Genomic DNA, 21,335 nt, shown 5'->3' with positions numbered 1-21,335 from the left:
GGATCAACACAATGGGCATAGGCACGAAGTTGGGGCGACTGTTCATGCGCGGGGCCCCGCTTTTCAACGCGCCGGTCGCGGCGATCGCGAACTCCCCGCGCCTGGGATCGGGACTGCGTCGCAGCATCACGATGGTCAGCTACACCGGGCGACGATCCGGACGAACGTTCAACATCCCGGTGGCCTACCGCCGCCGCGGCGAGATCGTCGACATCGGCGTGAACATGCCCGACGCCAAGACCTGGTGGCGCAACTTCCTGGGCGACGGCGCTCCGCTGTCGTTGACGCTCGACGGGGTCGAGCACGCCGGGCACGGCGTCGCCGAGCGCGATGACGAAGGGCGGGTGACCGTCCACGTTCGGCTGACCGGCAGCTAGTCGACCTGGTATCGGGGGAAGACCCCGGAGGGCGCCGGCAGCGGCGTGCCGGGCACCAGGCGGGTGCCGATCGCGTCGAAGTTCCGCTGCTCGGCCGGCTGACCGAGCAGATCCAGCAGCTTGCTGGCCGACTCGGGCATGACTGGCTGAATCAGCAGCGCCGCAATGCGAACCGCTTCGCAGGTGGTGTACAGCACGGTCTGAAACCGGACGTAGTCGGCCTTGGACTCGCTCTTACGCAACACCCACGGCTGCTGCGCCGAGAAATACCTGTTCGCCGCGCCGAGCATCAACCAGACCGCCTCCAGCGCCAAATGCATTGCCTGGTTGTCGAACTCGGCGCGAACCTTGTCGAGCAGGCCGTCGGCGACGGCCAGTAGTTCGGTGTCCTCGGCGGTGAAATCGCCAGGTGTTGGCACGATTCCGTCGAGGTTCTTGGCCACCATCGACAGCGACCGCTGAGCCAGGTTGCCCAGCTCGTTGGCCAGGTCGGTGTTGATCCGGGTGATGATCGCCTCTTCGCTGTAGCTGCCGTCCTGGCCGAACGGGACTTCGCGAAGGAGGAAGTAACGCAGCTGGTCGACGCCGAAGGTATCGATCAGGGTCACCGGGTCGACGATGTTGCCCACCGACTTGCTCATCTTCTCGCCCTTGTTGAGCAGGAAGCCGTGCGCGAAAACCCTTCGCGGTAAGTCGATTCCGGCGGACATCAAGAAGGCAGGCCAGTAGACGGTGTGAAACCGGATGATGTCCTTGCCGATCATGTGCAGATCGGCCGGCCAATAGCGTTGAAACAGCGCGGAATTCGTGTCCGGGAAACCCACCCCGGTCAGATAGTTGGTCAGCGCGTCCACCCACACGTACATGACGTGATCGGGATGCTCGGGAACTTTGACCCCCCAGTCGAACGAGGTGCGCGAGATCGACAGGTCACGCAGACCGCCGGAGACGAAGCTGACCACCTCGTTACGCCGCACCTCGGGTGCGATGAAATCCGGGTTGGCCTCGTAGTGGGCCAGCAACTTCTCGGCGTAGGCCGAGAGGCGGAAGAAGTAGGTCTGCTCCTCGGTCCAGGTCACCGGGGTGCCGGTTTCGACGGCGACCCGCGTCCCGTCGACGAGCGCGGTCTCGGATTCGACGAAGAACCGTTCGTCACGCACCGAGTACCAGCCGGAATAGCTGTCCAGATAGATGTCGCCGGCAGCGTCCATCCGGCGCCAGATCTCCTTGGACGCCTCGTGGTGATCGGCGTCGGTGGTGCGGATGAACCGGTCGAAGGAGATGTTCAGCTTGTTCTGCAGACCCTGGAACACATCGGAGTTGCGACGCGCCAGGTCGGCGGTCGGAATCTCTTCTGCCGCTGCGGTTTCGACCATCTTCAGGCCGTGTTCGTCGGTCCCGGTCAGGAAACGCACGTCGAAACCGTCGAGCCGCTTGAACCGGGCGATCGCGTCGGTGGCGATGTACTCGTAGGCGTGCCCGACGTGCGGGGCGCCATTCGGGTACGTGATCGCGGTGGTGAGGTAGTACGGCGTCATCGCGTCTCACCTTATTGTGTGCGCGTGAGTTCCAAACGTGAGCCGCCGCCCGCTCCGCAGCCGTTGAGCCCGCTGGTCGACGCTCACACCCATCTGGATGCCTGCGGGGCCAGGGATGCCGACGACGTGCGCGTGATCGTCGATCGTGCCGCGGCCGTCGGGGTGACCGCGGTGGTCACCATCGCCGACGACCTGGCCGCGGCCCGCTGGGCGACCCGGGCCGCCGAGTGGGACCCGCGGGTCTACGCCGCGGTCGCCCTGCACCCCACCCGCGCCGACGCGCTCACCGATGCGGCCCGAAGTGAGATCGAACACCTCGCCGGGGAACCCCGGGTGGTGGCGATCGGCGAGACCGGGATGGACATGTACTGGCCTGGCCGGTTGGAGGGCTGCGCAGAACCTGCCGTGCAGCGGGAGGCCTTCGCGTGGCACATCGATCTGGCCAAGCGCACCGGCAAGCCGTTGATGATCCACAATCGCGACGCCGATGCCGAGGTGCTCGACGTGCTGCGGGCCGAGGGCGCGCCGGACACCGTGATCTTTCATTGTTTCTCGTCCGGCGTGGACCTGGCGCGTGCCTGCGTCGAGGCGGGATGGCTGGTCAGCCTGTCCGGGACGGTTAGCTTTCGCAATGCGCGTGAGCTGCGCGAAGCCGTTCCGCTCATCCCGCCGGAGCAGCTGCTGGTCGAGACCGACGCGCCGTTCCTGACACCGCATCCCTACCGCGGCGCACCGAACGAACCGTACTGCCTGCCCTACACGGCGCGGGCGCTGGCCGAACTGATCGATCTGCCCGCCGAGGAGTTGGCCGAGGTCACCACGGGTAATGCCCGCCGGACCTACGGGCTGGCGGCGGGGCGTTAAAAATCGGTTAATGCGCATCCGCCCAAGTTGCTCTACTGTGGGCCTGTTCGTTACCGTCTTGTGATCGAACGGGTGGGGGCCTTGAGGCCCCTTTTCTTTGTTAGAGCAGTGATTTATGAGGTCAGGGATACGCGCGCGTTGAATATACTTACGAAACTTCATCAGGCTCCCTCTCCCGCTCTGCGGCTTCTCGTCGCCGGCTTGTTGCTCGTCCTGGCATTCGCCGGCGGCTATGCGGTCGCCGACTACAAGACGGTGACGCTCAACGTCGACGGCACCGCGATGACCGTGACCACCATGAAGTCGCGGGTGATCGACATCATCAAGGAGAACGGGTTCGCCGTCAGCGATCGCGACGACCTCTACCCGGGTGCCGGTGAACGAGTCGCCAACGCCGCGAACATCGTGCTGCGCCGCAGCCGGCCGTTGCAGATCTCGCTGGACGGCCAGAACACCAAGCAGGTGTGGACCACGGCCTCCACGGTCGACGAGGCGCTCGCCCAGCTCGCGATGACCGACACTGCTCCGGCGGCAGCGTCGCGTGGCAGCCGGGTGCCGCTGGCCGGGATGGCCTTGCCGGTGGTCAGCGCCAAGACGGTCGAGCTCGACGATGCCGGCGTGGTGCGCAACGTCCACCTCGCCGCGGCTCGGGTCGGTGAACTGCTGGCCAACATCGGAGCGCCGCTGGTGCAGAGCGACCAGGTCACGCCCGGCGCGGGGGCGCCCGTGATCGACGGCATGCACATCCAGGTGACCCGCATCCGGATCGAGCGGATCACCGAGCGGGTGCCGCTGGACCCGCCGCGGCGCCGCATCGAAGACCCGAACATGAACATGAGCAAAGAGGTCGTCGAGGACAAGGGCTCCGCGGGCAGCCAGGACATGACGTTCTCGGTGTCGAAGGTCAACGGCGTCGAGACCGGCCGGCTGCCGATCGCCAGCCACGTGATCACCCCCGCCCGCGAGGCGGTGGTTCGGGTCGGCACCAAACCCGGCACCGAGGTGCCGACGGTCGCCAACGGCGAGATCTGGGATGCGATCTCGCGGTGTGAGGCCGGTGGAAACTGGGCGATCAACACCGGCAACGGCTACTACGGCGGTGTCCAGTTCGACCAGAACACCTGGGAACGTAACGGTGGACTGCGGTTCGCCCCGCGCGCCGACCTGGCCAGCCGCGAAGAGCAGATCGCCGTCGCCCAAGTGACGCAAGCCCGTCAGGGCTGGGGCGCATGGCCGGTGTGCAGCGGCAGAGCGGGTGCGCGCTGACCATCCGGTTACTCGGACGGACCGAAATCCGACGGCTGGCCAAAGAACTCGAGTTCCGGCCGCGTAAATCGTTGGGGCAGAACTTCGTCCACGACGCCAACACCGTCCGCCGGATAGTCTCGGCGTCTGGCATCAACCGGCACGACCACGTGCTGGAGGTCGGCCCCGGCCTGGGGTCGCTCACCTTGGCCCTGCTGGACCGCGGCGCCACCGTCAGCGCCGTCGAGATCGATCCCGTGCTGGCCGACCGGCTGCCGCAGACCGTTGCCGAACACGCGCACAGTGAAATTCAGCGACTGACCGTGCTGAACCGCGATGTGTTGACACTGCGACCCGACGACCTGGCCGCCGAACCGACCGCGGTGGTGGCGAACCTGCCCTACAACGTCGCCGTTCCCGCGCTGCTGCACCTGCTCGCCGAATTCCCGTCGCTGCGCACGGTGACCGTAATGGTGCAAGCCGAGGTCGCCGAGCGACTGGCTGCCGAGCCGGGCGGCAAGGAATACGGCGTACCCAGCGTCAAGGTGCGCTACTACGGCCAGGTCCGCCGGCACGGCATGGTGTCGCCGACCGTCTTCTGGCCCATCCCGCGCGTCTACTCCGGGCTGGTGCGCATCGACCGCTATGCGACCTCGCCATGGCCGACCGACCCGACGTTCCGCAAGAACGTCTTCAAACTCATCGACATCGCATTTGCTCAGCGGCGCAAGACATCTCGCAACGCATTCGTCGAGTGGGCCGGCTCGGGCAACGAGTCGGCGAGCCGGCTGCTTGCCGCGAGCATCGACCCGGCGCGCCGCGGCGAGACGCTGACCATCGACGAATTCATCCGGCTATATCAGCGCTCGAGCGACAGCGGCGGCGCCACCCCCGAGGGCGACGATCTGTCGCAGGAGCACGCCTCGGCGAGCTAGTCTCGTGCGGTGCCGATGGACGGGAGCACCGCCCCGCAATGGGTCCCCACTGGGTCGGTCACCGTCCGCGCCCCCGGGAAGATCAACCTGTATCTGGCGGTGGGGGATCGCCGGGAAAGTGGCTACCACGATCTGACCACGGTGTTCCACGCCGTCTCGCTGGTCGACGAGGTGACGGTGCGTAGCGCCGATGTGCTGTCGCTGACGATCAGCGGTGAAGGCGCCGACCAGCTCCCCGTCGATGAGCGCAACCTGGCCTGGCAGGCCGCCGAGCTGCTGGCCGATCACGTGGGCCGCGCGCCTGACGTCGAAATCTCGATCGACAAGTCGATCCCGGTGGCCGGCGGAATGGCCGGCGGCAGCGCCGACGCGGCGGCCGTCCTGGTCGCGCTGAACTCCCTGTGGGAACTCGGCGTACCCCGTCGCGACCTGCACATGCTGGCGGCGAAGCTGGGCAGCGACGTGCCGTTTGCGCTGCACGGTGGCACCGCGCTCGGTACCGGTCGCGGTGAGGAGCTGGCGACGGTGCTGGGCCGCAACACCTTCCACTGGGTGCTGGCCTTTGCCGAAGGCGGGCTGTCCACGCCCGCGGTGTTCGGTGAGCTGGACCGGCTCAGAGAGATCGGAAGCCCGCCGCGCCTTGACGAAGCCGAGCCGGTGGTGGCTGCGCTGGCCACCGGCGACCCCGAGCAGCTGGCACCGTTGTTGGGCAACGAATTGCAATCGGCGGCACTGAGCATGAAGCCGGCCTTGCGCCGGGTGCTGCGGGCCGGCGTCGAGGCGGGCGCGTTGGCCGGCATCGTGTCGGGTTCCGGACCGACATGCACGTTCCTGTGCCGGTCGGCGCCCTCGGCCGTGGACGTCGGCATCGAGCTGTCCGGGGCCGGTGTGTGTCGCACGGTGCGGGTGGCCAGCGGGCCGGTGCACGGCGCCCGGGTGGTGCCTACGCCGGCCACCGGCGCGTGACACGCCACTCAATTTCGCGCCACGGTTTGGCACTTCTCTAAGAGGAGTTTAAGATGTTCGACGGTGATGAATACCGGTCCGACCCCGCGCCTGGTGCTTCCGCCCGCCGTCTTTGCCGGCGGGCGTGTCAGTTCCGGCGTGGCTGCGTTTCGTGAGGATATTGCGTCACCATCGATCCGAGACCAAATTGCCGCCCAATTGTGGGCGCGCGGTTGTCCCAATGTGCACTTGAGCAGGGGCAACATTAAACGCTGGGCGATGATGCCGGACCCGAGGAGGCAATCGTGAGCAGGTTTACCGAGAACATGTTCCGCAACGCCCACGAGACGACGCGGGGCATGGTCACCGGCGAGCCGCACGAGCCCGTTCGGCACACCTGGCTCGAAGTGCACGAGCGGGCCCGCCGCATCGCCGGCGGACTGGCCGCCGCGGGTATCGGACACGGTGACGCTGTGGGCGTGCTGGCCGGGTTTCCGGTGGAGATCGCGCCGACCGCGCAGGCCCTGTGGATGCGCGGCGCCAGCCTGACGATGCTGCACCAGCCGACGCCTCGCACCGACCTCGCCGTCTGGGCCGAGGACACCATGAACGTCATCACGATGATCGAGGCCAGCGCCGTCATCGTCGCCGAGCCGTTCCTCGTTGCCATCCCGGTGCTCGAAGAAAAGGGCATCAAGGTGCTCAAGATCGGCGACCTGCTCGAGGGTGAGCCGATCGACCCGGTCGAGACCGACGAAGACGACCTGGCATTGATGCAGCTGACGTCCGGCTCGACGGGATCGCCGAAGGCGGTCCAGATCACCCACCGCAACATCTACTCGAACGCCGAGGCGATGTTCATCGGCGCCCAATACGACGTCGACAACGACGTCATGGTCAGCTGGCTGCCCTGCTTCCACGACATGGGCATGGTCGGGTTCCTGACCATCCCGATGTACTTCGGCGCCGAGCTGGTCAAGGTCACGCCGATGGACTTCCTGCGCGACACGCTGCTGTGGGCCAAGCTCATCGACAAGTACAAGGGCACCATGACCGCGGCGCCCAACTTCGCGTACGCGTTGTTCGCCAAGCGGCTGCGCAACCAGGCCGAGCCCGGCCAGTACGACCTGTCGACGCTGCGGTTCGCGCTCTCCGGCGCCGAGCCCGTCGACCCCGCCGATGTCGAGGACCTGCTGGATGCCGGCAAGGCCTTCGGGCTGAAGCCGTCGGCCATCCTGCCCGCCTACGGCATGGCCGAGACGACGCTCGCGGTGTCGTTCTCGGAGTGCAACGCCGGCCTGGTCGTCGACGAGGTGGACGCCGATCTGCTGGCCGCGCTGCGCCGCGCCGTGCCGGCCACCAAGGGCAATACCCGGCGACTGGCATCGCTGGGTCCGCTGCTGCAGGACCTCGAGGCCCGCATCGTCGACGAGAACGGCGAAGTGATGCCCGCTCGCGGCGTCGGGGTCATCGAACTGCGTGGCGAATGCGTCACCCCGGGCTACATCACCATGGGCGGCTTCCTGCCCGCCCAGGACAAGTACGGCTGGTATGACACCGGCGATCTGGGCTACCTGATGGAGAACGGCCACGTCGTGGTCTGCGGCCGCGTCAAGGACGTCATCATCATGGCCGGTCGCAACATCTACCCGACCGACATCGAGCGGGCCGCAGGCCGGGTCGAGGGTGTGCGCACCGGCTGCGCCGTCGCGGTCCGGCTCGACGCCGGGCACTCACGCGAGACCTTCGCCGTCGCCGTGGAATCCAACGCCTGGCAGGACCCGGCCGAGGTGCGCCGCATCGAGCACCAGGTGGCCCACGAGGTCGTCACCGAGGTCGACGTGCGGCCGCGCAACGTTGTGGTGCTCGGCCCCGGCACCATCCCGAAGACATCGTCGGGCAAGCTGCGCCGGGCGAACTCGGTCACGCTGGTTACGTAGTCGCGGTCAGCTGCTTCTGCGCGTAGAGCCGCGCCCACTCTTTTCGCGGGCGGATGGACACGTCGACGTCAGATCCCTTGGCGCGCAATGCCCCGACGTGGGCCTGCTCGCGTGGTGTGCGGGCGAACGGGTCCCAGCCGAAGAAATTGCACGCGTTGCGCCAGGTGATCTTGTCGATGTCGCTGTCGTCGGCGCCCGCGGCGTTGAGTTCGGCCAGCACCTGCTCGGGCGCGTCCGGCCAGAAGCAATCGGAGTGCGGGTAGTCGCACTCCCACGCGATGATGTCGATGCCGATCTCGTGGCGCAGTTTCAGCGACGTCTTGTCGGTGACGTAGCAGGCCAGTGAGTGCTCGCGGAACACCTCGCTGGGCAGTTGAGAGCCGAAGTCGCGGCGCAGCCACTTCTGGTTGGTGTAATGCCGGTCGCTGCGGTCCAGGTAGAACGGGATCCAGCCGATGCCGCCCTCGGAGAAGGCGAACTTCAGGTCGGGGTAGCCGCGCATCGCCGGGCCCCACAGCAGATCCTGCGCGCACATCGCCGACACCTGGGTCGCCAGGATGATCAAGTTGTCGATCGGCGCGTTGGGCGCCATGCTGATCGCCCCGAAGCCGGTGCCAATGTGCAGACACATCACCACGTTCTCCTCGGACAGCGTTCGGAACACGGGGCCCCAGTAGTCGTCTTCGTGGTAACTCGGAAGCCCTTCCAGGTGCGGCAGTTCCGGCATGGTGACCGCGCGACAGCCCTTGGCGGCCACCCGGCGGATCTCGGCGCACATCCCGTCCGGCGTCCATGTCGGCAGGATGGCGATCGGGATGAAGCGATCGGGATAGGACCCGGCCCACTCGTCGATGTGCCAGTCGTTGTAGGCCGACACCATCACCAACGTGACGTCTTCGCGCGTCATGTTGAGGTGACGGGCCGAGAAGCCGGTGAAGGTGGGAAAGCACATCGACGCCAGGATGCCGTTGCGGTTCATGTCGCGGACCCGCTCATGCACGTCGTAGACGCCGGGACGCATCTCGGCGAAGCCCGCGGGGTCGCGCCCCCATTCCTCGGCCGGCCAGGACACCACGGCGTTGAGCCCGCTGACGCCCTGCGGCCGGCCCTGGTACATCCACTGATCGACGCCGTGAGTATCGGTGACGACGATCGGTGCCTCGTCCTTGTATTTCTCCGGCACGTGGCGCAGGAACATGTCCGGCGGCTCTACGACGTGGTCGTCGATGCTGACCAGGATCAAGTCGTCGATGTTCATTCCCCAACTACTACCCTGGAGGCCGATGACCGTCTCCGCATCTTCGGCCAACTATTTGCCCAAAACGGCCAGCCTCGTCGAGCTTCGTCGTGGCGGACGGGCCCGGGCCGGTAGCTACCTGTACGAGGGGCATCGGCTGGTCACTGGCTGGCACTCCCACGACCTGCATCAGATCCAGTACGCGATCGGTGGGGTCGTTGAGGTCGAGACGGCGACCGCGCACTATCTGTTGCCGCCGCAGCAGGCTGCCTGGATTCCGGTCGGCCTGGAACACCAGGCCACGATGAACCCCGACGTCCGTAGCGTCGCGGTGATGTTCGACCCGGATCTGTTGCCCGACATGGAAGGTCGTGCTCGCATCGTGGCGGTGTCGCCGCTGATTCGCCAAATGATGATCTATGCGCTGCGCTGGCCGATCGGTCGGCCGGACAGCGATCCGGTCTCAGACGGGTTCTTCCAGACGTTGGGCCACTTGGTGTTTGAAGCACTCGACCACGAGGCGCCGCTGAGCCTGCCCACGGTTCACAATCCGATCGTCGCCGCAGCGATGGACTACACGAAGGCCCACCTCGCGTCGGTGACCGCGGCCGAGGTCAGCCGCGCGGTCGCCGTGTCCGAGCGCACGCTGCGACGCCAATTCGACACGGCCGTCGGAATGTCGTGGCGGACCTACCTGCTGCACGCCCGCATGTTGCGCGCCATGGCGTTACTCGTCGCTCCCGGCGAGTCGGTGCAAAAGACCGCCAGCGCAGTCGGTTTCGACAGCATGAGCGCGTTCACCCGCGCGTTCACCCGGTTCTGCGGCGAAACTCCGTCGAGCTACCGGCAGCGGGCGGCCGGCATCGACTGATCAGCGATGTCTTAAGTGACCGGGAACCACTGCTCGACGGCGTGCGCGATCTCGATATAGAGCGGGATGCCGATGGTGACGTTGTAGGAGAACGTCAAGCCGAGCGATGCCGCCAAGGGCAGTGTGGGGCTTGCTTCGGGGATCGCCAGCCGCTGCATGGCCGGGACCGCAATGTAGGACGCCGCGCCGCACAGCACCGCGAACAGGACGTACGTTCCCGGCTTGAACTCGGTATGAGTGAGGTAGGCGTAGCTGTGCGCGACGATGATCCCCAGCGGTGCAAAGAGATTCGGGGCCAACAGGCCGAAGAAGATGAATCCGCGGCCGGCGGACTTCAGGTCGCGCAGCTTGCGGGCCGCCGTCATGCCCATTTCGAGCAGGAACAGGCAGAGTGCACCCTGGAAGGCCGAGATGAAGAAGGTGTCGTCGTCGTGGGTGACCTGGTGTCCTTGCAGCCCACTGATGAAGCCGATCGCGATGCCGCCGAAGAGCAGAAGCAGCCCAGGGTTGAGGAAGACCTCCCGAAGCAGCTCACGGGACAGGAACGTCGGCTTCGCCTCGACGTCGTCAATCTCGGGCCGCTGCTCGCGCTTGTCGAGCGAGAAGTCCAGCCGCTGAGCGATGCCGGCCCTGTCTTCGATGTCGAGCTGCTCTCCGGGAGGCCGTTGCGCAGCCGCGCCGGGTGCGAACTTCACCGGTGTCGTTGCCACGTAACCGGATTCGTCCGGCATGTTCCCGGCCGGATCCATGCCCCGGTGTCGCAGCCGCGCCACCAGGTACAGCGCCACCAGGCATCCGGGAACCTCCATGACGGCGAGCATCACCGGCATGTAGGCGTCGAACGCCATCCCGACGCTGACCAGAATGCCCACGCAGGTCGCGAACGTTCCGGCCGAGTCGGACCCGTAATACCCTGCCACCGTTGCCTTGTCGACCCGTCGCAACGCCGTCAGCCTGCTCAGCAGGAAGTAGGCGGTCACGCCGATCAAGAAGTTGAGCACGAAACCGACCACCATGAATCCGACGATCTGAGCGATGCTCGACGCTTTGATCGCAGCAAGCTCTTCGCCGCCGTGCCAGCCGATGGCCAACAGCAGGTACATCGTCAGACCCTGGTAGATCACGTAGGGGAATTCGAAGTCCACCTTGAGAAGTGGGAGCAGAAAGCCGAAGTAAAAGAACAGCAGCAGCGGCTTGAAGAGATTGTGCTCGAAGTTGTTCAAGAACTCATGAAGCATCGGTTTCGGCCCCATTTCGGTAAGTCGGCTTGCGCCGCAGTAGGTCTCGAGCCACCGTGTGCCTTACGTGCAACACGACGGACATGCTCGACGCCTTGGGTCAGCGCCGACCATCGAGTGGTTCATGCGCTAAGGGGAGCACCCCACGGAATGCGGAGCAACCGCACTCACGATTTCTTGACGCCCACGGCCGATTTCCTTGACGAGATTTTAACGACGCCGTCGATTTACTCGGCCGAGCGTCGAAAACGCGTTTCTACCAGGTGTGTACGCGATTCTGGGCGGGCTCGAGGCCCAGCTCGAGCAGCAACTCGGTCGCATCGGCAGCCTGCTCGCAGATCGTCGGCACCTCAGGGCGTTCGGTGGCGGTGAAGTTCTCCAGGACGAACGCCGCCGGATCCTTGCGTCCGGGCGGGCGTCCGATCCCAATCCGGACACGCTGAAAGTCCTTGGTGCCCAACGCCGCTGCGACGGAGCGCAGCCCATTGTGGCCGCCCTCGCCACCGCCGATCTTCAGCCGGATCTGACCGAACTCGATGTCGAGCTCGTCATGGATGACCAGCACGTCAGCGGCGGCCACCGAGTAGAACTTCGCCAGCGGTCCCACCTGGCGGCCGGACTCGTTCATGTAGCAGCGTGGCTTCGCCAGCACCACCGAATGCCCACCGAGGCGTCCGGTGACGATCTCCGCACCGGAACGCTTGTGCACCTTGAAATGTGAACCCAACCGAGCTGCGAGCAGATCGGCCACCATGAACCCCAGGTTGTGCCGCGTCTGGGCATAGTTCGGCCCGGGGTTGCCCAAGCCGACCACCAAGCGTGGTTCGGCCACGGGCTAGTCGGATTCGGACTCGGCTTCGGCCGACTCGTCCTCGCCCTCGGCGGGATGCTCCGCCGGCTCCGCGCCTTCGCTCACCTCGCCGGCGCCTTCGCTCTCCAGCTCCTCGGCGGTCGGGGCGTTCACCACGTTGACGACCAGCAACTCCGGGTCGGCGATCAGGCTGACGCCCGAAGGCAGGGTGATCTGTCCGGCGGTGAACTGGGTGCCGGGCTCGGCGCCCTCGACCGAGACGGTCAACGACTGCGGGATCGCCATGGCGTCGGCTTCGATCTCGATGGTGTTGGTCTCCTGGGTGACCAGGGTGCCGGACGCCGCGTCCCCGACGACCTCGACGTTGACCTCGACCGTCACCTTCTCGCCACGACGGACGACCAGCAGGTCGGCGTGGGTGATGGTGCGGCGGATCGGGTGGATGGCGAGCGCCTTGGTCAACGCGAACTGCTCGGTGCCGTCGATGTCGAGGGTGAGCACGGCGTTGGTGCCGGAATGCCGCAGCACCGCGGCGAAGTCATGGCCGGGCAACTCGAGGTGCTGCGGGTCGGCGCCGTGACCGTAGAGGACGGCCGGAATCTTGCCTTCGCGCCGTGCCCGGCGGGATGCGCCTTTGCCGGTTTGGGTCCGCACCAGCGCGGTGAGCTTGTTTGCAGATCGGGCCATGATGTCGCTCCTGGGTCAGGTGTTCTGGCACGGCCAGGATCGCGACGATTGAGTCGTTTCCCGTCGATAACGGCGGCTCGTATCAGCCGCCCTCGCCGTGACGCCCGGCCAGGTTAGCGCATCATCGGCTCAGAGCGGAAATTTGGTATCCGTCAGCCGCTCGGACAAATCCCACAGCGCGTGGGCGCTACCAGCCCGTTTGGCCAGGGGGCTGCGCCCCACCGGCTTGCTGCGGCCGCCCATGCCGAACGCCGGGCCGATGAAACTGTCGCCCGGCACGTCCCGGGCGACGGCGTACAGCGTCTGGCGGGCGCCGAAGTCGGCGTCGGTGGCCAACCGGTTGCCGAAGGACATCAGCGCATCGCTGAGTGTGCGACCGGATTTCCCCTGCAGGTTGGTGTGCGAGTAGCCGGGGTGGGCGGCGACCGCCCGCAGCGTCGAGCCCGCCGCCTGCAACCGGCGTTGCAGTTCGCTGGTGAACAGCAGGTTGGCGAGTTTGGACTGGCCGTAGGCCACCCACGCCGAGTAGGGCCGCGAGGTCCAGTTCAAGTCGTTCAGGCTGATGTAGCCCATCCAGTGCATGAGCGACGACACCGTCACCACCCGGTCGGTGATCTTCGGCAGCAGCAGGTTGGTCAGCGCGAAGTGGCCGAGGTGGTTGGTGCCGATCTGGCTTTCGAAACCGTCCGCGGTGACCGCGTGCGGCACGGCCATGATGCCGGCGTTGTTCACCAGGATGTCGACGGCGTCGACCCCGTCGGCGAACTTGCGCACCGAGGCCAGGCTCTGCAGGTCGAGCGGGCGCACCTCGGTCTTGCCTTTCATCCGCTTGGCCGCGGCTTTGCCCTTGCCGGTGTCGCGCACGGCCAGGATCACTGTCGCGCCGACCCGGGCGAGCTCGCGGGCCGTCACCTCACCCAGGCCGCTGTTGGCGCCGGTGACGACGACAGTGCGTCCGGCGAACGAGGGCAGGTCTGCGGCGGTCCATGACATGCACACACAGTAATGCGACGGCGCGGCCTACTTCGCCGCGACGGTGAATCCGTGGATGATCGCCTCGACGTCGACCGCGTCGGCGACGGCCTGGTCGGCCACGCTGGTGACCGCGAGCTGAATGAGGTAGTGCTCCGGGTCGGCGCCGGACCCGTGGGCGATCACGATCCGGTTGATGGTGTGCAGCCGTTGGTCGCCGAGGTTGTAGCTGCCCTCGATCATCGACGAGGGGAAGCCGTGGAAGTCGGCGTTCGACGACTCGAGCTGTTTGAAGTTCTGCGCCAGACGGGCATCGTCGTTGCCGTGCTTGACCAGCTCGGCGGCGTTGAAGTCGCCACCGAGTTTGAACACGATCAGCATGGCGTTGGGAAAGCCGTCGCCCTTGGCGATCAACTCGGTGGTGGGCGGGATGTTCGGCTTGTCGACCTTCTGCCAGCCCGGCGGTATAGGCATCGAGATGGTCAGGTCGGTCACCTTGTCGGGTGCCACCGGCTCACCGGAGACCCCGTTGCTTTCCAGGTACTGCGAGAACGGCACCGGCTTCTCGCTCGGCACAGTGGTTGTCGTCGTCGGGGTGGTCGACCAAATCGACTGGTAGTCAGGGTTTTTGGGCCCGCAGCCCACCGCTGCCACGGTCAGGGCTGCCGCCACGACAGCGAGTCGCACCGGCCGTCTCACAGGATCTCGCGGACCGTGTCGACCGGACGAGCCAGCCGGGTGCCTTTCGGTGTGACGACAAACGGGCGCTCGATCAGGATGGGGTGTTCGGCCATGGCGTCGAGCAGTTGGTCGTCGGTTGCGTCGGCCAGGTTGAGTTCGGCGTACAGCGCCTCGCGCTTACGGACGGCGGCCCGCACGTCGATCCCGGCCGCGCGAATCATCCCGAGCAGTTCATCGCGGGACGGCGGAGTCTTCAGGTATTGCACCACGTCGGGCTCAATCCCGAAGGCGTGCAGCAGCTCTAGGGTTTTGCGCGACGTCGAGCACTTGGGGTTGTGGTAGATGACCGCCGAAGCCATCTACGCGTCACCGTCGAACAGCCCTGTGACCGAACCATTTTCGAACACTGCGCGGATGGTGGTCGCGAGCAGGGGTGCGATCGACAACACGGTGAGCTGCGGGAAGCGCTTCTCCTCGCCGATCGGCAGCGTATTGGTGACGATCACTTCCTTGGCGCCGCTTTCGGCCAGCCGCTCCGACGCCGGGTCGGACAGCACGCCGTGGGTGGCCGCGATGACGACGTCTTTCGCGCCGTCTTTGCGCAGCAACTTGACCGCGCCGGCGATGGTGCCACCGGTGTCGATCATGTCGTCGATCAAGACGCAGGTACGCCCTTGCACCTCACCGACCACCCGGTTGGACACCACCTGGTTGGGCACCTTGGGGTCGCGGGTCTTGTGGATGAACGCAAGCGGGACGCCGCCCAGCGCGTCGGCCCACTTCTCGGCGATTCGCACCCGGCCGGAGTCGGGGGAGACGACGACCATGTCGCTGCCGTCGTAGTTGTCCTTGATGTAGCCGGTCAGCAGGTTCTGCGCGCGCATGTGGTCGACGGGCCCGTCGAAGAAGCCCTGAATCTGATCGGTGTGCAGGTCGACGGTGACGATCCGGTCCGCCCCCGCGGTCTTGAACAGGTCGGCGACCAGGCGTGCCGAGATCGGCTCGCGCCCGCGGTGCTTCTTGTCCTGACGGGCATACGGATAGAACGGCACGACCGCGGTGATTCGCTTGGCGCTTCCGCGCTTGAGCGCGTCGATCATGATCAGCTGTTCCATCAGCCATTGGTTGACCGGCGCCGGGTGCGATTGCAGGACGAAGGCGTCGCACCCGCGGACCGATTCCTGGAAGCGCACGAAGATCTCACCGTTGGCGAAGTCCCGTGCGGTCTGCGCGGTGACGTGCACGTCGAGCTCTTTGGCCACCTGTTCGGCCAATTCAGGGTGCGCGCGACCCGTGAAGAGCATCAGGTTCTTGCGGTTGTCAGTCCAGTCGTAGCTCACGGGCTGCCCTCACTGGTTCGGATCGGGGTGGCTAGCTTTACGAAAATACGCAGTACGAATACTAGGTAGCGAAACGCCGCCGCGCTGCCGCGTTGACCTCATGACGGCTCGTCGGGCGGCTCGGTGTCGAACGCCCGCGCCTTCTGAGCAGCCTCCGCGGCCGCGCTGCCGGGGCGTTTGCGGTCCACCCAGCCCTCGATGTTGCGCTGCGGGCCGCCGGACACCGCCAGCGCCCCGGGCGGGACGTCTTCGCGGACCACGGTGCCCGCCCCGGTGTAGGCGCCGTCGCCGACGGTGACCGGGGCGACGAACATGGTGTCCGAGCCGGTGCGCACATGCGAACCGACCGTGGTGCGTTGCTTGGAGGTGCCGTCGTAGTTGACGAAGACGCTGGATGCACCGATGTTGCTGTGCTCGCCGATGTCAGCGTCGCCGACATAGGTCAGGTGCGGCACCTTGGTCCCGGTGCCGATGGTGGCGTTCTTGGTCTCGACGAAGGCGCCCAGCTTGCCCTCGGCGCCCAGCGCGGTCCCGGGCCGCAGGTAGGTGAACGGCCCGACGACGGCGCCGTCACCGATCGACGCGCCCGTGCCGTGGGTCCGGATCACCGAGGCGGCGTCGCCGACAGAGACGTCGGTCAGCGTGCTGTCCGGGCCGATACTGCAGCGACCGCCGATCCGGGTGCCGCCGAGCAGCTGCGTTCCCGGGTGGATGACAGTGTCGCGGCCGATGGTCACGTCGATGTCGATCCAGGTGGTCGCCGGGTCGACGACGGTCACGCCCGCCAGCTGATGGCCGGAGACGATCCGGCGGTTGAGTTCGGCGGCGAGGTCGGACAGCTGCACGCGGTTGTTGACGCCGGCCACCAGCGAGCTGTCGTCGACGTGCCGGGCCTGCACCGCCCGCCCGTCCTGCCGGACGATCGCGATGACGTCGGTGAGGTACAGCTCCCGCTGGGCGTTGTCGGCGGACAACCGGGTCAGCGCCGATCGCAGCGCGGCGATGTCGAACGCGTAGACGCCGGCGTTGACCTCGCGGATCTCCCGCTGCGACGGCGTGGCGTCCGCCTGCTCGACGATCGCGATCACTTCGTGGTCCTGGGTGCGCAGGATGCGCCCGTACCCGGTCGGATCGTCCAGCGTCGTGGTCAGCACGGTCGCCGCAGCGCCACGGACGCTGTGCGTGGCGACCAGGTCAGCCAGGGTGTCGGCGTCGAGCAGCGGGATGTCGCCTGACGTCACCACGACCACGCCGCCGAAGTCGTCGGGCAGGGCCGGCAAGCCGCACAGCACCGCGTGGCCAGTCCCCAGCTGCTGGTCCTGGGTCGCCACGTCGATCGGTCGTCCCAGCGTGTGGGCCAACTCGCCGACGGCTTCTTCGATCGGTCGGTGGTCGCGGCCCAGCACCACGACCAGGTGCTGCGGCGCCATCTTGGCGATCGCGTGCAGCGAATGTGCCAGCATGCTGCGCCCGGCCAGGGTGTGCAGCACCTTCGGGGTGTCCGAGCGCATCCGGGTGCCGGCTCCGGCAGCCAGGACGAGGACCGCCGCTTCGCCATGCGTCGTCATCGAACCTCCTCGCTGCGGGCCGCCCGTTGCCGGGCATCTCGGTGTGCCGCCATGCGTTCAGCGTGTCATTATCCGCACGGCCGGGGCAAAAGGCGTGCACCACCCCGAGCTTTGACAGTCACGAGGATGTTCTCAGCATCTGTTCGGCGTTTGGCGCCCTGATGGACCATAATCAGGCGGTGGACCGACGACGAACTGCGCAGGCGAGACGACCGCCCATCGAAGCGCTACAGCAGTTGCCGGCTCTCGTGGTCCTCGAACGGCTCCCCGTCCCCACCCTCGCGGTCTTGCAGGACGGCACCATCGTGTTCGCCAACACGGCTTTCGCCGAGATGGTCGGTCGTGACGCGGATGAGGTCGTCGCATTGAAATTCCACGACATCTTCTACGGCGCACTGGAAACCGATTCGGTGCTCGCGATCGTGGACGGCCTGGCGAACATGGTCGTTGACCTGGCGCACAAAGAAGGCTCGACAGTGCGCGCGTTGATGAGCAAATCCGCCCTGCGGCGCGCCGACGACAAGATCGCGCTCGCGACGTTCCAGGATCTCACCGAGCATCTGTGGGTCAATGAGCGCTGAAACAGCGCCGCGTCAGTGCGAACCGTCGAGTTCGACGTGACGCAGAGATTCGCGAGCCAGAAATTCGCGGTAATAGCCGAGCGACGTCTCGGTGACGATCGCGGGGAACAGTAGCTCCCACATCTGGGTCAACCGCCGGACGAGATCGCGGTCATCGGAGGTCGTCTGGCCCAAGACCCGGGCACCGAACGTCGCGCTGATGATCGATTCGCTGACCATGTGCGGGTCAAGCTCGGCGCGGATGTCACCCTCGGCGATCGCCCGGGTGGCCTCGACCGTCATCGCGTCGATCCAGTGTCGGTAGGCCGCGATCGCGGTGTCGTTGAATTTGCCGAATGCAAGCGTCAACTGCTCGGCGATGCGCACAACCTTGTTGGAGGCGAACAGGTCTGCGGTGATAAAGGTGCTGTGCAGGATGTTCTCCAGCGCCGGTGAAAACGAGTCCGACATCGCGCCGAGCTCGGTGACCACCAGAGCGGCGCCCTCGTCGATGATGGCCGATGCGAGGGCTTCCATCGAATCGAAGTGGTGGTAGAAGGCGCCCTTGGTCATCCCGGTGCGTTCGATGATCGCGCCGCGATCGGCGGCCGCGAACCCCACCTCGGTGAACACCTCGACCGCGGCGTCGAGGATCTTTCGCCGCGTGGCTTCCGATCGAACCTGGCGGGCCATCGCCTTACCTCCGGAGGTCGGGTTGTGTGCTGATGCTCCAGACCCCCCCTGAGCGCACGATTGCTGACTCGGCGGCAAATCCTAACAGGGCGACAGCTCGGCCCGACGTGGTTACCGGCCCGGCGATGAACGTCGTGATCAGCTTGAACCCGCCAACGCGGACGTGCTGGCGATCGCGATCGTTGTGCGTCGGTTGATGAACTGCCGGAAATAATCGAGCCGCTCCGGTCGCACGAAGCCGGGCAGCGCCAGGACCCAGAGCTTCTCGAAGTCGCGGAGAAAGAGTTCCGGTTCGTCGAGATTGCTGGTCTGGCGCAAGCCCATGTAGGCCGACGCCAGCAGTTGTCCTACCGCCTGCGGGTCGCAGTCTTCCACGACGTCGCCCTCGCTCATGCCGCGCTGGATGGCGACCGTGAGGTTGTCGATCCATTCCTTGTGCAGCTTCGCCTGCAGCCCGTCGATCCGACCGATGGACTCGACGAGATGCAGGGCCGCGCGGGAGATGACCTCGCTGATGTCTCGCGCGGCCAGCTGATAGGAGTAGTCGATCAGTGTCTCCAGGCCGGAGAACCTGCGGGCCAACAGCTCGGTGATCGATTGGTTGGACCGGGTGATCTGGTCGTCGATGATCGCCAGCGCCAGCGCATGCTTCGAGCGGAAGTGAAAGTACATCGCGCCCTTGGTCAGTTCGGCCTCGGCGAGAACGTCGTCGAGGCCGACCTGGTGATAGGGCAGCCGAGCGAACTGGCGTGCGGCAGCACGCAGGATCTGCAGACGGGTTGAATCCGCTCTGCTGTCGGTCGTCTCGGTCATAGTCTGGGCCACCTAGTACTGCTCCGCCGCGAGGGTTTGACAACGGGCCCCTAGGTCTCGAGGCGTCGTCTGACGAGTTTATCGAAAAGCTATCCACAGTTGGCGATCGACGCGGCATTACGGCCACCCCTGCTTCGATTCGCCTACCGCAAACCCTGCAGGACTTGCGGTCTGTTCAGGACTATACATGATACAAAAAGTATGGAAAAGCGGCAGTTGTCGGTGGCGACCGCCGTCCCCGTCTCGGACCTTCGCATGCCGCGATTCGGGGGTCTAGCTGGGCATTTACTGGGCCGTCGACCGCCCCGAAGCCGGCTGCCACCGGAGCCCGGCCGGCCCACGTGGCGCTCGAGGTTCCCACGACCAATTCCGACCGCACCGCGACGAACTACGTGCGGAGATACCAGTGGTTAATCTTTCACATGGTAGTCATCCAAAATGTATGTATCATTCCGACAATGGGTAGTCACGGTTTGGCAGGTTCCGGTGCTGATGTGGGCGCCGCGGCAGTGGGCCTGCGCCCCATTTCGTTCGGCGGCGAGCGGATATGAAGGAGGTCGATCGGTGGATGGGACGGCCAACATGATGGCGCTGACACCGGTCAGCCTTGATTCGGTGGCCGTGATCGGGGTGGGCTGTGGCGACATCGCGGTCGGCCTCGGAGCGACACTGGTCGAAATCGCCTGCGACAAACCGGATCTTGTTGTACACGCGTTGGTTCTGACCGGCGGCGGTACCGAGCATGAGATCGAGGAGAAGAACGCGTTCGCAGTGCTGTGTCCCTCGGCGGATATCCGATTGACGGTCGCCGACCTGCCCGGCGGCGGGCTGCGGGACCAGTGGAGGCGGGTCAGGGCCGTGCTGGCGGAGTTTCGCCGCGACTGCGAACCGGACATCGTGTTCGGTCCACATGGCAGCGATCAGTACGAAGACCATCGATTGCTGGCTGAGCTGATTCCCGCCGAGTTCCGCAAGCATCTGGTTCTCGGCTACGAGATCCTGCGATCCGACTCCGACTTGCTCAATCCTTCGCTCTACTTGCCGGTTCCGAGTGAGACCGCCCACGAGAAGGCAAGCCTGATCGCGCAGTGCTATCCGTCCCAAGCCGGCCGCCGATGGTTTGACGATGAGGCGTTCCTGGGCTTGATGCGAGTCCGCGGGGTGCAGTGCCGTGCCCGTTACGCCGAAGCCTTCACGGTTGAGAAGGCCGTGTTGGATTCGGGGACCGATTACTCGGTCAACTAGCAAGGGTCGATGACGAACGAAGGAATATGACCGTGCAGACGATGGTCAGCGGTATCGATGAGAGATCGGGTTCGGCTTGTCCTCAACGTGTTTCGCGGGACGTCCACGAAGCAGTGGAGTGTGGCGGCCCCAACCCGAAGGGAGGGTTCGAATGAAGTACACGCCCACCGACGTTGGCGGAGTGATGATCGTCGACATAGAACCGGAGCGCGACGACCGCGGGTTCCAGACCCGGTTGTTCTGCGCCGAAGAATTCGCCGAGTACGGCCTGCTCTCCGCGGTCGCGCAGACGCATCTGGCGTACAACTACGCCAGAGGGACGCTGCGCGGCATCCACCGCCAGGTTCCGCCGAATGCCGAGGCCAAGCTGGTCCGCTGCACCCGAGGCGCCATCGTCGCCGTGGCCGTCGATGTGCGTCCGGAGTCGAGCAACTACGGCAACCATGTGATGGTTCAACTGAGCGCCGACAACCGCCGCGCGCTCTTCCTGCCACCGTTCGTTGCCCACGGCTTTCAGACTCTCGCCGACAACACCGAAGTTCTCTATCACGTCAGCCGCGTCTGCGACGGTGATGAGGAGCAGGGATTCCGCTGGGACGACCCGGAATTCGGGATCGAGTGGCCGCTGCCGGTCAGCGTCATCTCAGAACAAGACGCGAACTGGCCGCTGCTGGCGTCGGTCGGGCGAGTGGCTTCCTGACGCCGGCCGGCGACGACGAACGCACAGCATCCCGCAGGACTAACGGTCGGCTGAGGGGTATACATGATTCAAAAA

At 66.0% G+C, this 21,335-nt stretch carries 22 protein-coding genes; 10 read left to right on the top strand and 12 right to left on the bottom strand.

Annotated elements, in window-relative coordinates; translation table 11 throughout:
• The first annotated feature begins 11 nt into the window (after nucleotides 1-11).
• Nucleotides 12-377, top strand: a complete 366-nt coding sequence (locus G6N27_RS10940; RefSeq protein ID WP_163776351.1) for a hypothetical protein — start codon at nucleotides 12-14, stop codon at nucleotides 375-377.
• On the opposite strand, the gene metG is transcribed toward G6N27_RS10940, so the two are convergent.
• Complete coding sequence (gene metG, locus G6N27_RS10935; RefSeq protein ID WP_163776350.1) at nucleotides 374-1,915, bottom strand: methionine--tRNA ligase; 1,542 nt, start codon at nucleotides 1,913-1,915, stop codon at nucleotides 374-376. The genes G6N27_RS10940 and metG overlap by 4 nt on opposite strands.
• An 18-nt stretch (nucleotides 1,916-1,933) precedes the next feature.
• Here metG and G6N27_RS10930 point away from each other — a divergent pair, with 18 nt between their 5' ends.
• The 5 genes from G6N27_RS10930 (at nucleotide 1,934) to G6N27_RS10910 (ending at nucleotide 7,844) form a co-directional block, all read left to right on the top strand.
• Entirely contained in the window at nucleotides 1,934-2,779 is an 846-nt protein-coding gene (locus G6N27_RS10930) for a TatD family hydrolase (protein ID WP_179963372.1), read from the top strand.
• Nucleotides 2,780-2,917: 138 nt separating this feature from the next.
• Nucleotides 2,918-4,045 carry a resuscitation-promoting factor gene (locus G6N27_RS10925; protein WP_163776349.1) on the top strand — a complete coding sequence of 376 codons (1,128 nt, stop codon included), beginning with the start codon at nucleotides 2,918-2,920 and terminating at the stop codon, nucleotides 4,043-4,045.
• Complete coding sequence (rsmA, locus tag G6N27_RS10920) at nucleotides 4,009-4,959, top strand: 16S rRNA (adenine(1518)-N(6)/adenine(1519)-N(6))-dimethyltransferase RsmA (protein WP_276045091.1); 951 nt, start codon at nucleotides 4,009-4,011, stop codon at nucleotides 4,957-4,959. Before G6N27_RS10925 ends, rsmA begins: the two co-directional genes overlap by 37 nt.
• 15 nt (nucleotides 4,960-4,974) lie before the next feature.
• On the top strand, nucleotides 4,975-5,925 hold the full coding sequence (locus G6N27_RS10915; RefSeq protein WP_163781643.1) for a 4-(cytidine 5'-diphospho)-2-C-methyl-D-erythritol kinase: 951 nt from the start codon (nucleotides 4,975-4,977) through the stop codon (nucleotides 5,923-5,925).
• 284 nt (nucleotides 5,926-6,209) lie between these two features.
• Complete coding sequence (locus G6N27_RS10910; RefSeq protein WP_163776348.1) at nucleotides 6,210-7,844, top strand: fatty acyl-AMP ligase; 1,635 nt, start codon at nucleotides 6,210-6,212, stop codon at nucleotides 7,842-7,844.
• On the opposite strand, the gene G6N27_RS10905 is transcribed toward G6N27_RS10910, so the two are convergent.
• A complete protein-coding gene (locus G6N27_RS10905) occupies nucleotides 7,837-9,102 on the bottom strand; it encodes an amidohydrolase family protein (RefSeq protein WP_163776347.1) in 1,266 nt (421 codons plus the stop codon). The two genes, G6N27_RS10910 and G6N27_RS10905, sit on opposite strands and share 8 nt — an antisense overlap.
• 25 nt (nucleotides 9,103-9,127) lie before the next feature.
• Here G6N27_RS10905 and G6N27_RS10900 point away from each other — a divergent pair, with 25 nt between their 5' ends.
• Complete coding sequence (locus G6N27_RS10900) at nucleotides 9,128-9,952, top strand: AraC family transcriptional regulator (protein ID WP_163776346.1); 825 nt, start codon at nucleotides 9,128-9,130, stop codon at nucleotides 9,950-9,952.
• A gap of 11 nt (nucleotides 9,953-9,963) precedes the next feature.
• Here the strand turns inward: G6N27_RS10900 and G6N27_RS10895 are convergent, their stop codons facing one another.
• The 8 genes from G6N27_RS10895 to glmU all read right to left on the bottom strand — a co-directional run bounded on the left by G6N27_RS10895 (nucleotide 9,964) and on the right by glmU (nucleotide 17,249).
• Nucleotides 9,964-11,190 carry a sodium-dependent bicarbonate transport family permease gene (locus tag G6N27_RS10895; RefSeq protein ID WP_163781641.1) on the bottom strand — a complete coding sequence of 409 codons (1,227 nt, stop codon included), beginning with the start codon at nucleotides 11,188-11,190 and terminating at the stop codon, nucleotides 9,964-9,966.
• 256 nt (nucleotides 11,191-11,446) lie between these two features.
• On the bottom strand, nucleotides 11,447-12,022 hold the full coding sequence (gene pth / locus G6N27_RS10890) for an aminoacyl-tRNA hydrolase (RefSeq protein ID WP_163776345.1): 576 nt from the start codon (nucleotides 12,020-12,022) through the stop codon (nucleotides 11,447-11,449).
• A 3-nt stretch (nucleotides 12,023-12,025) separates the two neighbouring features.
• Nucleotides 12,026-12,688 (bottom strand): 50S ribosomal protein L25/general stress protein Ctc, encoded by a 663-nt coding sequence (locus G6N27_RS10885; RefSeq protein WP_163776344.1) that lies wholly within the window; start codon nucleotides 12,686-12,688, stop codon nucleotides 12,026-12,028.
• A gap of 129 nt (nucleotides 12,689-12,817) precedes the next feature.
• Nucleotides 12,818-13,681 (bottom strand): oxidoreductase, encoded by an 864-nt coding sequence (locus G6N27_RS10880; protein WP_163776343.1) that lies wholly within the window; start codon nucleotides 13,679-13,681, stop codon nucleotides 12,818-12,820.
• A 27-nt stretch (nucleotides 13,682-13,708) separates the two neighbouring features.
• A complete protein-coding gene (locus G6N27_RS10875; RefSeq protein WP_163776342.1) occupies nucleotides 13,709-14,347 on the bottom strand; it encodes an LpqN/LpqT family lipoprotein in 639 nt (212 codons plus the stop codon).
• An 8-nt stretch (nucleotides 14,348-14,355) separates the two neighbouring features.
• A complete protein-coding gene (arsC, locus tag G6N27_RS10870) occupies nucleotides 14,356-14,700 on the bottom strand; it encodes an arsenate reductase (glutaredoxin) (protein ID WP_163776341.1) in 345 nt (114 codons plus the stop codon).
• Nucleotides 14,701-15,681, bottom strand: a complete 981-nt coding sequence (locus tag G6N27_RS10865) for a ribose-phosphate diphosphokinase (protein ID WP_163776340.1) — start codon at nucleotides 15,679-15,681, stop codon at nucleotides 14,701-14,703. It lies immediately after the preceding gene.
• A gap of 98 nt (nucleotides 15,682-15,779) precedes the next feature.
• Nucleotides 15,780-17,249 carry a bifunctional UDP-N-acetylglucosamine diphosphorylase/glucosamine-1-phosphate N-acetyltransferase GlmU gene (glmU, locus tag G6N27_RS10860; protein WP_163776339.1) on the bottom strand — a complete coding sequence of 490 codons (1,470 nt, stop codon included), beginning with the start codon at nucleotides 17,247-17,249 and terminating at the stop codon, nucleotides 15,780-15,782.
• Nucleotides 17,250-17,428: 179 nt separating this feature from the next.
• Here glmU and G6N27_RS10855 point away from each other — a divergent pair, with 179 nt between their 5' ends.
• Nucleotides 17,429-17,830, top strand: coding sequence for a PAS domain-containing protein (locus G6N27_RS10855; protein WP_163781639.1), 402 nt, complete (start codon nucleotides 17,429-17,431; stop codon nucleotides 17,828-17,830).
• Nucleotides 17,831-17,842: 12 nt separating this feature from the next.
• On the opposite strand, the gene G6N27_RS10850 is transcribed toward G6N27_RS10855, so the two are convergent.
• Nucleotides 17,843-18,502, bottom strand: coding sequence for a TetR/AcrR family transcriptional regulator (locus tag G6N27_RS10850; RefSeq protein WP_163776338.1), 660 nt, complete (start codon nucleotides 18,500-18,502; stop codon nucleotides 17,843-17,845).
• A gap of 138 nt (nucleotides 18,503-18,640) precedes the next feature.
• Nucleotides 18,641-19,315: a TetR/AcrR family transcriptional regulator gene (locus tag G6N27_RS10845; RefSeq protein WP_163776337.1), complete on the bottom strand. Its 675-nt coding sequence runs from the start codon at nucleotides 19,313-19,315 to the stop codon at nucleotides 18,641-18,643.
• Between the two features lie 564 nt (nucleotides 19,316-19,879).
• Between G6N27_RS10845 and G6N27_RS10840 the strand changes: the two genes are divergently transcribed.
• Entirely contained in the window at nucleotides 19,880-20,560 is a 681-nt protein-coding gene (locus G6N27_RS10840; protein ID WP_308207601.1) for a PIG-L deacetylase family protein, read from the top strand.
• Between the two features lie 151 nt (nucleotides 20,561-20,711).
• A complete protein-coding gene (locus G6N27_RS10835; RefSeq protein ID WP_163776336.1) occupies nucleotides 20,712-21,260 on the top strand; it encodes a dTDP-4-dehydrorhamnose 3,5-epimerase family protein in 549 nt (182 codons plus the stop codon).
• Nucleotides 21,261-21,335 lie beyond the last annotated feature (75 nt).

Source organism: Mycobacterium cookii (genome assembly GCF_010727945.1).
Taxonomy (GTDB): Bacteria; Actinomycetota; Actinomycetes; order Mycobacteriales; family Mycobacteriaceae; genus Mycobacterium; species Mycobacterium cookii.
The sequence above is the reverse complement of the archived record's forward strand: the minus strand, read 5'-3'. Positions and strand labels throughout refer to the sequence as shown.

Bases quoted from the DNA above. Each gene is read 5' to 3' on its own strand.
- G6N27_RS10940 (WP_163776351.1), top strand. From the start codon at position 12: ATGGGCATAGGCACGAAGTTGGGGCGACTGTTCATGCGCGGGGCCCCG.
- G6N27_RS10850 (WP_163776338.1), bottom strand. From the start codon at position 18,502: ATGGCCCGCCAGGTTCGATCGGAAGCCACGCGGCGAAAGATCCTCGAC.
- G6N27_RS10885 (WP_163776344.1), bottom strand. From the start codon at position 12,688: ATGGCCCGATCTGCAAACAAGCTCACCGCGCTGGTGCGGACCCAAACC.
- G6N27_RS10900 (WP_163776346.1), top strand. From the start codon at position 9,128: ATGACCGTCTCCGCATCTTCGGCCAACTATTTGCCCAAAACGGCCAGC.
- arsC (WP_163776341.1), bottom strand. From the start codon at position 14,700: ATGGCTTCGGCGGTCATCTACCACAACCCCAAGTGCTCGACGTCGCGC.
- metG (WP_163776350.1), bottom strand. From the start codon at position 1,915: ATGACGCCGTACTACCTCACCACCGCGATCACGTACCCGAATGGCGCC.
- G6N27_RS10880 (WP_163776343.1), bottom strand. From the start codon at position 13,681: ATGTCATGGACCGCCGCAGACCTGCCCTCGTTCGCCGGACGCACTGTC.
- G6N27_RS10905 (WP_163776347.1), bottom strand. From the start codon at position 9,102: ATGAACATCGACGACTTGATCCTGGTCAGCATCGACGACCACGTCGTA.
- glmU (WP_163776339.1), bottom strand. From the start codon at position 17,249: ATGACGACGCATGGCGAAGCGGCGGTCCTCGTCCTGGCTGCCGGAGCC.
- G6N27_RS10895 (WP_163781641.1), bottom strand. From the start codon at position 11,190: ATGCTTCATGAGTTCTTGAACAACTTCGAGCACAATCTCTTCAAGCCG.
- rsmA (WP_276045091.1), top strand. From the start codon at position 4,009: ATGGCCGGTGTGCAGCGGCAGAGCGGGTGCGCGCTGACCATCCGGTTA.
- G6N27_RS10845 (WP_163776337.1), bottom strand. From the start codon at position 19,315: ATGACCGAGACGACCGACAGCAGAGCGGATTCAACCCGTCTGCAGATC.
- G6N27_RS10915 (WP_163781643.1), top strand. From the start codon at position 4,975: ATGGACGGGAGCACCGCCCCGCAATGGGTCCCCACTGGGTCGGTCACC.
- G6N27_RS10835 (WP_163776336.1), top strand. From the start codon at position 20,712: ATGAAGTACACGCCCACCGACGTTGGCGGAGTGATGATCGTCGACATA.